Below are 11,780 nucleotides of genomic sequence, written 5' to 3'. Positions count from 1 at the left end.
TATGGATAAGGAAATCGTCCACGCTGTGTTGGATAAGATGGGGGATATGCTAAACATCAAGGTGATTGCCGGAGCGGTGCTGGGTCTGGTGACGCACAAATATTCCATCCTTATGATCGGGTTCGGGGTACTGCTGTACCTGGACATTCTGACAAAATGGATAGCGATCAGTTACGCATACCTGGTGGAGCAGGGGAATGAGGCCCCTGCTTTTTTTGATGCCGTGAAGGGCATCAACAGCGCCCGGAAGGCACGGAAGATAAACAGCACGGAGATGCGCACACGCGGTGTCAGCAAGCTGTTCGTTTACTGTATCTGCTTCCTGATGGCTGCCATCTTTGATCTGATGAGCATGGCCGCTGGGGGTTCGTCCCAGATCGTCCAGATTGTTTGCGGCTACCTTGCTATGAACGAGGCGCTGTCCATCATCGAGAACCTGGGAGATGCCGGGGTGAAGAGCATGGCCCGGCTGTATGAGTTATTACAACGGAGGGGAAAATAATGATAAAAGGAATTGATGTATCGGAAAACAACGGCTGGATCGACTGGAAGGCCGTGAAGGAGAACGGGATAGAGTTTGCCATCATCCGGCTTGGTTACGGGCGCGGGCATCTGGATACCCTGTTCTACAAGAATGTCAATGAGGCGCTGGAGGCGGGGCTGAAGATTGGCGTCTACTATTACAGTTATGCGCTGAACAGGGTGGGCGCCTGGGAGGAGGCATCTTACATGATGCATATCCTGGAATCCAGCGGCCTGACACCGGGCCGGCTGGAGATGGGCGTGTGGTTTGATATGGAAGACGGTGACGGATACAAGGAGCGCAATGGAATGCCATCGGCACAGACCATCACCGCCATGTGCAACGAGTTCATCACCGAATGCAACCGCCACGGATATAACAGCGGTCTCTACGCAAGTCTGGACTGGTTGGAGAACCGCATCTACACGAACCTGCTGCCGGAGTACGCTCCCATCTGGTGCGCGCAATGGGCGCATTCCTGTGACTGGCCCGGTGCCAAGATGTGGCAGTTCACCGACAGGCTGAAGGTCGGAAACCGGTGGTTCGACGGCAATTGGTTGCTTGAGTGAGGGAGGGCGGTGAAATGAATGTTCAGGATTGTAAGGGTATTGTGTTGCACATTATTGGTTGCCTGCTTATCTTTTATTCCGGCTTTATGTTCGGCAGAGCAACTGTACCAGATCACGGAAACGGAGCTGGAGAGGTTAGACAGGAACTTGACCGAGTTGAGGAATATCAACGACAGGCAGAGGACAGAGTCCGCGACATTGAGAAAACAACTGGAGGCGTCGCTGACGCAATTGACGGAAGCCGGAAAGCAGTCACAGATGCTCAAGGCGCAGCTGGGCGCATTGAAGCTGACGCTGGAAGGGCAGGAGCAGTCATTGCAGAATGCCAACAGATTATTGCAGCAGTACGAAGCCGAGGAACGGTCAAGGCTCCGGCACAGTAGGTGGCAGCGCAATATTGCATATGTGATAGCTGCTGCCGCTGTATATTTTGCGGTAAGGAAAACATAATATTCTGTACTACACATCCCGCGGGAATGCCTGCGGGATTTTTTTATTTTGGGACTCCTCAAAAAAATATGGGCTGGCACTAAAAAAACTGGCTGTATGTGGGCATAGGAATACAGAACGGAATTATTTCCGACATAACCTTAACTTTTGGCCTGTTTCCCGGCTATTAAGTGAGGGGTATTTTTCTGAAGGAGGACGGACATATGGAACGTGAGACCTTTCACAGCCAGATGATGTACAGCGTCACCATGGCCATAGTCAGGAAATCGCTGAAAGAAGGCGTCATCACCCAGGAGGAGTACGATGCGGCGGACAGGCTGATGCGCGAGAAGTATACTCCGGTAATGACTTGACTATATGCGGCTTCAGAGTGATAGATACCATGGGAGGTGAAATCATGAACGGGGCTGAAATAATCCCAGCCACCAAGCCGCTGGAGGCACAAATACAGAAAAAGAAGGTGGCTGCCTATGCCAGGGTATCTACCGATAAGAAAGACCAGGAATCCAGCTATGAGGCCCAGGCAGCTCATTTTGAAAAACTCATTATGAACAACCCGGAATGGGAGTTGGCAGGAATCTACACCGACAACGGGATTTCCGGGACGAGTTTAAAACATCGGAAGCAGTTCCTGCAGATGATGGAAGACTGCCGGGCAAAGAAGATCGATATCATCCTTACGAAATCCATCAGCCGGTTCGCACGGAACACGGTTGACCTGCTCAACAGCGTCCGGGAACTGAAAGGGCTCGGCATTGAGGTACGGTTCGAAAAGGAAAATATCAACACTTCGGGAATGGGCGGTGAGTTCCTGCTGACCGTCACCGCCGCCGTTGCCGAGCAGGAGAGCGTGTCCATTTCGAATAATGTCAAGTGGGCCATCCGGAGAAAATATCAGCGCGGTGAAACCAGCGGCGGCACGTTCGTATACGGATACCGCTGGGTTGACAGACAGTATGTCATTGAGCCGGAAGAGGCAGAGGTGATACGTCAAATGTATGCAGGCCTTCTTCGTGGGGAATCCGTTTATGCCATTGCAAAACGGTTGCGGGAAGAGGGCCGGCTGACGGTGCGTGGGAAACAGTTCAGCACTGTCACGGTCCGCCGGATTCTTTCCAACCCCCTTTATGCCGGCGACCTGCTTCTTCAGAAAGTGTTTGTAAGAGATTGCATCAGCAAGAAGGTTATCAATAATATCGGCCAGAGGGATCGGTATTATGTCAAACACCATCATGCCGGGATTGTTGACCGGGAAACCTACGATAAAGTACAGGAGGTTCTGGCGTACCGGACGAAGATGGGCTTCATGTTACGGAAGGGCATGACCTGCTTCACCCATAAGATTCAATGCGGCAGCTGTGGCAAGTGGTACAGCCGGTTCAGCAAGGACGGTTATGTCGACTGGATATGCAGCACCCGGAGGAAGGGAGGGAAATGTCCCAGTAAGTACCTGCCGGAAAGGAAGCTGAAGGCGGTCTGCTGCAGGGTGCTGGGACTGGAAGAATTTGATGAGGCGGTGTTTACGGTTAAGGTTGAGAAGATAGTCATTCCGGAGCAGCACCGGCTGGTGTTCCATATGAAGGATGGGACGATAATAGATGAAACCTGGGAACCGGTCTGCCGAAAGGATTGGTGGACACCGGAACGCAGGGCGGAAAGAAGCAGGCAATATAAGGGAAGGAGGTTCGGCGCATGAATCCTGTTGTGCAAACGATACCGGCGACGATAAATCCTTTCACGGCGACAGCGGACGGAAAGAAAATCGCCAGGAAGGTGGCGGCGTATGCGCGTGTCTCCACGGATTTGGAGGAACAGCAGACCAGCTATGAGATGCAGGTAAAGTATTATACGGAACACATCAAAGGGAATCCGGACTGGGAATTCGTGGGGGTTTATTCCGACGAGGGCATCAGTGGTACAAGCACAGCGCACCGTGAGGGATTCAAGCAGATGATAGCCGATGCCATGGACGGCAAAATCGACCTGATCCTCACAAAATCCATCAGCCGGTTCGCTCGGAACACGGTGGACTGCCTGACAACGATTCGCAAGCTGAAAGAAAAAGGCGTCGAGGTGGAGTTTGAGAAAGAGGGCATCAAAACATTGGACGCCTCGGGGGAACTCCTCATCACCATTATGTCCTCCTTGGCCCAGGAAGAGAGCCGGTCCATATCCGAGAACACCAAGTGGGGCAGGCGGAAACGCATGGCCGAGGGGAAGTTCAACATGCCTTACAAGATTTTTCTGGGTTATGACCCCGGGCCTGACTACAAGCCGGTCATCAACGAGGAGCAGGCGGAGACTGTCCGGTTGATTTACCAATGGTATCTGGATGGGCTGACCTTCGCCCAGATATGCCACAGGTTGGAAGGGATGGGGGTGAAGAGTCCGGCAGGCGGTCCCCGCTGGCATACCGGAACGGTTCGCAGCATCCTGACCAACGAGAAATACAAGGGCTCCGCGCTTCTGCAGAAACGGTATGTGCCGGACTTCCTGACGAAGAAGCAGAAGGTGAACAAAGGCGAACTGCCCAAGTATTATATTGAAAACAGCCACCCGGCCATCGTCAGTAAGGAGATGTTCGACGCAGTGCAGGCGGAACGCCAGAAACGTAAAGGATCAAAGCTTATGTGGCGTGGGAAGGACGCATATTCCTGCAAGGTGAAGTGCGGATGCTGCGGTGACTGGTTTGCAGAGGCAACCTGGCATTCCAATGACAAATACAGAAAAGTAATCTTCCGGTGCCGTAACAAATACCACAAAAAGACATACTGCGAGACCGGATGGTTCACGAAGGAGGAGCTCCAGAGATTCTTCCTGACCGCGCTGAACGAACGGCTGCGTGGGAAAAACGAGTTGGCCGATAACCTGATGGCCATCAATGAAGAACTGTTCGCCGTTAAGGAACTGGAAGCCAAGATGAATAAGTATGATGATAAGCGTAAGGCCTTGCAGGAAGTACGGCTTGAAGGCGCGCTGATATATTCCCCAGAGCAAAAGGCAGAATATGAAGCCAAGCGGAAAGTCTTGGAGGACGAGTATGATGATGCGTTAAAGAAATATGAGGAATGCAAGATTGAGTTAGAGAAACGACAAACAAAGAGGTTGTATTTCGAATCCGTCAAAGCTACCATCGACCATCTCGGAGATGCCGTCACCGAATTTGACGAACGTCTCTGGTGCAACCTTCTGGACCATATGGTCGTGAATGATGAGGAGAGGGTGACGGTTATCTTCCGGGATGGCATGGAAATCGAGGTTCCGCTGGGTGATCTGGTCAAATCCCGCACAAGAACGGCATCCCGGAAAAAAACGACCTCATAAAACGGGCTGTGGCACGTTTTCAGAGGCCAGGGCGAGTATTTATATGCGTAAAAATGAAACCCCTGTCTATCGCTAAAATAAGTTGATTAGCGGTGGGCAGGGGGTTATTTTGTCCTTTTAATATGCTATAATAGTATTACATATATAATTTTGGCATATTTGAATTTTTTTGCTGAAAGAGAGGGATATTAAAATGGCATATGAAACCCCGTTAACGATTGCTGAAGTAATGAATGATATCTCTAAAAACAAATATGTTTTGCCTTCGATACAAAGAGATTATGTTTAGCCATGAACAGTTCATCAGAGTCCTTTTGATGGAACTGAGGGATTCCGCTTTTCAAAACGCCGACATGACTGAAAAGATGCTGGATATACCAGACAGGAAATAAACGCTGGCAACTTGAAGCTGCCAGCGTTTCAAAATAGTATTGTATTGTCTTCGTGACATGGTACGGTTTATCGTTATTCCGCCAAGCCGGTTGCAGTTTTTTCCTTAGAACTTCCAGCTTGCGCTGAGGACGCCGCCGATACCCCTCCTCTTCCCTGTCCAGAGATTCAGACCGAAATCCAGGGTCATCGGGCTCTTGGCGCCCGGTTTCATCCTATATCCCAATTCCAGAAGACCGCTGCCTCCTTTGATGCTCGGGCTGGGCGTGTTCATACCCAGATAGGTGGCCGTAGCGCTGCCCTTGAACTCGTATTCGTAAGCGAGGCCTGCGTACATACTCCCCGTCTTGCTGACCTGATGCGTGTATTTGCCTCCAACGCGCCAACGGACTGAGTTAACAGAGCCAAAGTCAAAATGCTCTCCCGTGGACAAATCCGCTCCGGCGCTGCCCTGATAAGCGTAGAAAAGTTTCGTGTAAATGTCTAAGCTTCCTTTTTCGCTAACCTTGTTCACTTTACCGATACCCATGTGGGCAGCGAAATAGTTGTTGCTGGTATCGTAAGTCACATCTAAGCGGTTCAGGTTGCCCCGGTAATCGCTCTTCATATGGCCCCCCCGGAGGCTCCCTTCGTACCAGAGACCGTTTGTATTGTTCTGCCGCAGGAATACACCGGCTCCGAAGAATTTTGTATCGCCATCGCCCCGGGTGCCATCGTCCAGATGGGAAGTATAGTTACCCCACCCATATTCCACGATGGGGCCGAAAGTCATAGTGCCGTTCTTGTTCTTCAGGGCACGTGCGAAGCCCACATTGATATTCCATCCCTGTGTATCAACGTAGGAGCCGGATTTAGCCCGCATGTCAGATCCGCCCATGGCCGCGAAAGGAGCGAAGATGCCGCCCCGTACCACTTGCGCCTTACCGGCAGCGCCGTTTCCACTTTCCGCGTTGCTGCCATCAGATGAGGCGCCGCCTGAGTGTGTGCCTGCCGATGCGTCCGCGTCATTGCCAAAGGCCTCATGTACCGCTGCATCGACCGCATTGGTGATACCGGCGGAGGCGAAGAAATCCGCACCGGAATTCAGCAAGGTTGCGGCGGCAGCCCGAGTCTCCGTCAGCGACTTGGACTGCTCGGTGAGGGAGCGGTCTGTACCAATAAAATCGATGCTCTTCCCGTCAGCGCTCAACCTTGCAGCGCCCTTGTATTCTATTACCGCGCCCTGTGTCGGGTTTGTAATAACTGTAGCCGCATCGGTCTTGATGGTCGCATCGTTAGCGAGAAGATGTACCACATCCCCAATGGCGAATTCCGAATCTTTATGAATCGTGGTATTAATCTGGGTCCCGGACAGGTCCGTCTGTTGCCCGCCGTTTAATGTCAGAAGAGTCTTATCCTTTATATTACCGGGAGATGTATAGAAGTTCACCGTGTTGAATGCCGCGATATTTTTCGCTGTAAGCCCAGTACCTCTCACGTTCAGCGTGTTTCCTTTGCCGACACTTAGCGCCCCGGCATTATTGATCAGGCCGCCGTAGAGCACGCCAAGCACGTTGCCGGCGTTGAAGTTCACGGTGTTGTTATCCGTGCTGAGGGTCATCATACCCGCAAGCGTTATATTGGATGAAAGCAGAACGTTGCCGCCATAAACGTCTTTAGCGCAGTCGCCGTCGATGTTCACTTCGTTGCCGCTGGCGCTCATCGTGAGATTTGTGGCGGTGAGCGGGGCATCCGTCTCGATAGCCGCCTGGCCACCGTAGACATCCACTGTGGATCGGTTCGTGGTAACGGTGTTATTATCGGCGGTCAATTTGGCAGAGGAAAGCGCAAGGGCCCTGGTGTCAGTGCCAAGATCCGAAATCTTAATTGCAGAGCGTCCACCGTAAAGGCCCGTGATACCAGTAGCTTTTGACACACTGGCTCCATCGCTGGCCGTATCCTGAACCGTCAGTGTATTACCGCTGGCATTCAGTACCGGCGAAGCGGTAAAGGAAAGACCCTGAGGCTTGGAAGCCGGCGTTTTTGTCTCGGATCCCGAGCTGTCCTTGGAACTTGATTCAGCAGAGCCGTTTGTAACGGTCATCTCAGCCGCGCCGCCATAAGCCCGGGCGAGCCCCGTAAAGGTGCTGCTCGCTGCCGTGTTGCTCAGGGTGACCTGGGCCGTGTTGCCCGTCACATCTGCCCGTGGGCTGACATCAAACGTGGTGTTATTTCCATAATTGACGATATCGAGGTTCGCCTTGCCGCCGCTGATGACGCCGACCGTAGTCCCGTCTCCGGCCGTACTGGCGGAGGCGTCAAAGGTACTGGAGAGGGTCAGTGTGTTGCCGCTGACGGTCATCGTTGGGGCATACTTTATTGTGTTGTCTGTCGTATAGGTGACTGCCGTTTCGCCTGATACCGGAGCCTTGCCGCTGGTGATGCTGGAAGCTGCCGTACCGCCGGAGTAGGTGCTCCCTTCGATGGACGCGACGTCGCCATTGCTGGTATCCGTGCTTGTGACCGTAGCCGTATTACCGGTAACCTCAATAGTGGGTATGAGGCTGACCGTGGATTTGGCGCTTACGTCGTCCAAATAGGTGAAGGATGCATTGCCGCCTTCGATGGTATCCACGGTTGTAGAACCAGCCGTCTCCCCAGATGCCGAACCCGCCGTGCCCGTGATGGTCTCCGTTACATTGATGGTATTGCTGCTGGCGGTGATGGTGAGCGCAGCGCTGTCGATATTGAAGGGTTGGGGAGTAACTGGCAGCGTTTTCTTCGAATCCGCCGGATCCGTCAGCACCGGCGCTGTATTGTTGATTCCGAAAGAGGCCGCGCCGCCGGTCAGTGTATAGCTCGTATCCAGTTGGCCCTTCGGCGCGCCGGTAATGTTTATGCTATTATTGATGGTGATTGCGTTGCCAGTACTCTCCAGGCGCAGATTTCCCAACGTCACATTGGCGTTGGTATTCATATTGCCCAGGCTGCCGCTGGCATTGCCGCCCATCGCTGTAAAGGTGGGAAGGGCAGCCTTTGGCAGGGCGCCCGATCCAGCCGCTGTATAGGTATATGCGGTGGTCAGATCCACATTGTTGTTATTGGCTGTAATCGCGCCGTTTTGCCAGGAAGCCGTATCCCGGCTTATGTATGTATTCGTCGTGGCGCCGACGAAACTCAGACCTGCCGTGGCCGAGCCGCCGTTAGCGGTGATAGTCGTAGCAGCAGACTGGTTGTTACCACTGCTGTCGACATTCCCCACCACTTTGATAGTATTGTGGCTGGCATCGGCATTCATGTTTTCCACGGTCATCGTCAATCCGTTGTCCGTGTCGGCATTGTTGTTGAAATTGTTTTGAGCCGCTACGGAGACGTCAGCCACACCACCGCTGACGACGCAGCCCAATCCCATATTCACCGGCGCGTAGAGGCCCATCTGTGCCGTGTTTCCGGAAGCCGAGGCCGTGTTGGAAGCGACAGTCGCCTCCATGGCGCCCTTGCCCTCCATGAGCAAGATATCCGAAGTAGCCGCGCCACCGGTCAGGGAGCTTTCCGTCACGTTGGAACTGATGTCTTCCAGCGTGATCGTGTTGCTGTTCGCCGCAGCGGAGCTCCTGACATTCTTCCAATTTACGTTGCTCGTACCATTTTGCGTCATCTCTGTCCGGGCATTGCCGCCATGCAGCATCATGGTCACAGTGGAGGCCTGGACGACAGTTCCTTGTTCATCCTGCTTGGTACTCTGCTCGATATTCTGTTCCACCTTCCTGACGGTCAGGGTGTTGCCATTGGCCTGGGCGCTATTATCAAGACCGTCCAGCTTCGAGTCCTTGTCATTCAGGAAGACAATAGCTTCCGCATGACCGGCCCTTACTTCCAACTCTCCCTCGGCCTCAATGTCAGTAGCTGCCTGGCCTTGGTCGTCAGTATTGAGTTTGCCACCAAGAATGATAGCGTCCAGCGTTTCCGTATTGTTGTCTGCGGTAGCCGTATTGATGATATTGCTGTATGTAGTATTCTGGTAACTCTCGGTGATTATGCTCACCTTACCATTCTTCTGGGGATCTTCGCTTTTCAGCTTCTCCATGGAAGAGGGAGACTGATATCGGGCCAGCGCGTCGCCGCCGCTCAGCGTGGTGGTCTGCTCCAGCTCGGCACTAACAGATTGGACAGTTTCTTCCAGATTCAGCGTGCCGACGGTGAATGTATTACCATCGGCGGAGGCAATGTTTGTATCGCTGTGGTCCACATAACTGCCCCTGGCGTTATTCAGGGCCATAGCCTGGCCACCGCCCGCCGTCACCATACTGCGGTACTCAATAGCCTGCCCCTGAGAGCCGTCCTGCCCCGTGACCTCAACTACCGGCTGCAGGTTCAGCGTGGAAAACGTTACCGTATTGTTATCGGCTATGGCCGACGCACGAACGGACTGCGCATTCCGTTTCCCCGCTGCGCCCTCGGTGCTCATCACCGAAGTCGCGGCGTAACCGCCCATAAGAGCCGATTTAAGTTCCAGGCCGGCTTCTGGGGAAATGGTTCCCGGGCTGTACTCAGTAACTTCCGGGATGGTCACCTTGCTGAAATCGGTGACGAAACGGAATGTAGAGTCTGCACCCGTACCCGTGACGGTATTGCCTGACGCTTCTGCACGAAGCACGCCGTTGCTACCGACAGGAGCATTCGTCAGTCCGGCATAGGCAAAGCCGCCGAAAGCACCGTACAGATTATCGTCGTCGGCGGTAACCTGGATGGTGCCGTTCAATACGAGGCTGTTCTGCGCGGCCGCCGCAGCAGCAAGAGCGTCGCGGTGGGAATAGCCGCCGTAGCCGCTGTTATTCAGTACACCGTTCACCGTCAGGGTACTGTTGGTGACAGAAACCGCCATTTTGTCCGGATTGACAGCGGCGCCGCCGGCGGCCTCGGTGGTGACAGGCAGCCCTGGATTTACGGTATACATCCCGCCAGATACGTCTCCGGTAGCGCTGTATGTGCCGGTGGTGGAGGAATCAGGATGAGCCAGCGCGATGGACGGGTACTGTCCAATCCCCACAAAGAGCAGGCCGGAGGCCAGCCCCACCGCAATCTTGCGGGACAGCGCGGTATAGTATTCTCTTCGTTTCGATATGTGTTTCATAAAATTGACCTGCCTCTCTAAAATTTTCGCAAATTATTTCAAGAAAATTTTCTCGATTTTGCAAGCAGATTGACATACTGGCTGCAAGAAATCGCAAATCCTCCCAGCTTTGCCGGGATATTTTACTACAATAGTACCTTCCCTTTTTAAAAAACATGCTATAACTAGCAACAGGCAACTCGAGGGGCTAATGGGGCTATTTTGTTATAGCCCCTTATGTCTTTAAATATATATTACTATTATTATATCACAGGTTATTTAATTTGTCTCAAAATATTGCGGAAAGCGGGACGCAGAAATGAGAACCGATTGATTCCAAACGGGGAGCAGGTGACTGAGGCAGTTAACCTCAGTTCATTTTAAAAATTAATTGAGAGAAACACCCATAATTTAAGTTATGAGAAAGGCATGTTTTGGCAAAAATAAATAAAATTTCTCTTTGATTAAATCTCACTCCGTATCCATAATCATAACATTTACCCAGCATACATAGCGCCTCGGGATATTCTTGTAAAGCGGATTTGCGATACCAATTAAGCGCTGAAGCAATATCTTTTTCGACACCGTCACCTCTATAATAACAATCCCCAACCAGGAATTGCGCTTTTGCTTCACCCTTTATTGCACGCTTTAACAGTTTTTCAAACTCATTTCTAGGTTTATTAAAACTATATTCCATAGAAAATACCTTCCCCCGATGTTTATAGCACTGACGGCAGAGAAGGCTGAACTAAACTCTGTCGCCGGTGCCGAAAAGTGCGAGATACCGATGCGCCATCGCCGGTATTACTTCTTCTGCTTTGATAGAGCCGCACTTTTACACATATTGTCAAACAACAGACTTAATTATACTCTTTGTAAAGGGCATTATGACTGACTGAAAACGCAAATGTATAACACGTACAAATCGTGATTTGTGTGACTAAGATTAATGAATTATGTAGATTTTTATTAGTTATACGATACGACGAAAATGGAGTATCGTATAACTGACAAATTGTTGTTTATCTCAACAAATGTTGCTTGTTTTTCGTGTTTCGTTTATAATAAATAATATAAAATGGATACCCATTGAATTTTTATTAAAAAGGGGGATATAGTATGCCAATCAACAAAAACGAAATCACAAAAGAAATGATTGAAAAAGCCATGCAGTGCAAAACTGCCGATGAACTGATTGCGCTGGCAAAGACCGGCGGTTATGAGCTGACAAAAGAGGAAGCGGAAACGTATCTGGCGGAACTGGCCGACTATGAACTGGACAGCAGTGAAATAAAGAATATAGCCGGTGGTAAGTGTTATATGAGAACCGACCTGGATGATTGGTTTTGCCCAGATAGAAAAGGCTGCTCCATTTATTGATAAGAACGGGAATCCATATTTGGAAGTACATCATGTAATTTGGCTCTCA

Annotated in this window: 9 protein-coding genes; 7 read left to right on the top strand and 2 right to left on the bottom strand. The window is 51.5% G+C overall.

Annotated features, from left to right (window positions below):
• Window position 1 precedes the first annotated feature (1 nt).
• The 6 genes from BM159_RS07710 to BM159_RS07690 all read left to right on the top strand — a co-directional run bounded on the left by BM159_RS07710 (window position 2) and on the right by BM159_RS07690 (window position 4,866).
• Complete coding sequence (locus BM159_RS07710; protein WP_093913675.1) at window positions 2–502, top strand: phage holin family protein; 501 nt, start codon at window positions 2–4, stop codon at window positions 500–502.
• The gene (locus tag BM159_RS07705) at window positions 502–1,092 is read left to right on the top strand and encodes a GH25 family lysozyme (RefSeq protein WP_218149547.1); all 591 of its coding nucleotides are present in this window, start codon (window positions 502–504) and stop codon (window positions 1,090–1,092) included. Before BM159_RS07710 ends, BM159_RS07705 begins: the two co-directional genes overlap by 1 nt.
• A gap of 198 nt (window positions 1,093–1,290) precedes the next feature.
• Window positions 1,291–1,542: a hypothetical protein gene (locus BM159_RS11830; RefSeq protein ID WP_177205965.1), complete on the top strand. Its 252-nt coding sequence runs from the start codon at window positions 1,291–1,293 to the stop codon at window positions 1,540–1,542.
• A gap of 203 nt (window positions 1,543–1,745) precedes the next feature.
• A complete protein-coding gene (locus tag BM159_RS11975) occupies window positions 1,746–1,895 on the top strand; it encodes an SHOCT domain-containing protein (RefSeq protein WP_177205964.1) in 150 nt (49 codons plus the stop codon).
• A 44-nt stretch (window positions 1,896–1,939) separates the two neighbouring features.
• On the top strand, window positions 1,940–3,238 hold the full coding sequence (locus BM159_RS07695; protein WP_177205963.1) for a recombinase family protein: 1,299 nt from the start codon (window positions 1,940–1,942) through the stop codon (window positions 3,236–3,238).
• Window positions 3,235–4,866, top strand: a complete 1,632-nt coding sequence (locus tag BM159_RS07690; protein WP_093913672.1) for a recombinase family protein — start codon at window positions 3,235–3,237, stop codon at window positions 4,864–4,866. The genes BM159_RS07695 and BM159_RS07690 overlap by 4 nt, the downstream gene beginning before the upstream one ends.
• Before the next feature lie 496 nt (window positions 4,867–5,362).
• Here BM159_RS07690 and BM159_RS07685 read toward each other — a convergent pair whose 3' ends face one another.
• Both BM159_RS07685 and BM159_RS07680 read right to left on the bottom strand, forming a co-directional pair.
• Entirely contained in the window at window positions 5,363–10,369 is a 5,007-nt protein-coding gene (locus BM159_RS07685) for an autotransporter outer membrane beta-barrel domain-containing protein (RefSeq protein WP_093913671.1), read from the bottom strand.
• 349 nt (window positions 10,370–10,718) lie between these two features.
• Window positions 10,719–11,048 (bottom strand): tetratricopeptide repeat protein, encoded by a 330-nt coding sequence (locus tag BM159_RS07680; RefSeq protein ID WP_093913670.1) that lies wholly within the window; start codon window positions 11,046–11,048, stop codon window positions 10,719–10,721.
• Window positions 11,049–11,470: 422 nt separating this feature from the next.
• Here BM159_RS07680 and BM159_RS07675 point away from each other — a divergent pair, with 422 nt between their 5' ends.
• A complete protein-coding gene (locus BM159_RS07675) occupies window positions 11,471–11,731 on the top strand; it encodes a Nif11 family protein (protein WP_093913669.1) in 261 nt (86 codons plus the stop codon).
• Window positions 11,732–11,780 lie beyond the last annotated feature (49 nt).

The organism is Succiniclasticum ruminis DSM 9236 (assembly GCF_900112895.1).
Classification (GTDB): Bacteria; Bacillota; Negativicutes; order Acidaminococcales; family Acidaminococcaceae; genus Succiniclasticum; species Succiniclasticum ruminis.
This window is presented reverse-complemented; position numbering and strand designations above follow the sequence as displayed.

Coding starts and splice junctions, on each gene's coding strand:
- BM159_RS07705 (WP_218149547.1), top strand. CDS start 502: ATGATAAAAGGAATTGATGTATCGGAAAACAACGGCTGGATCGACTGG.
- BM159_RS07710 (WP_093913675.1), top strand. CDS start 2: ATGGATAAGGAAATCGTCCACGCTGTGTTGGATAAGATGGGGGATATG.
- BM159_RS07690 (WP_093913672.1), top strand. CDS start 3,235: ATGAATCCTGTTGTGCAAACGATACCGGCGACGATAAATCCTTTCACG.
- BM159_RS07675 (WP_093913669.1), top strand. CDS start 11,471: ATGCCAATCAACAAAAACGAAATCACAAAAGAAATGATTGAAAAAGCC.
- BM159_RS07695 (WP_177205963.1), top strand. CDS start 1,940: ATGAACGGGGCTGAAATAATCCCAGCCACCAAGCCGCTGGAGGCACAA.
- BM159_RS07685 (WP_093913671.1), bottom strand. CDS start 10,369: ATGAAACACATATCGAAACGAAGAGAATACTATACCGCGCTGTCCCGC.
- BM159_RS11975 (WP_177205964.1), top strand. CDS start 1,746: ATGGAACGTGAGACCTTTCACAGCCAGATGATGTACAGCGTCACCATG.
- BM159_RS07680 (WP_093913670.1), bottom strand. CDS start 11,048: ATGGAATATAGTTTTAATAAACCTAGAAATGAGTTTGAAAAACTGTTA.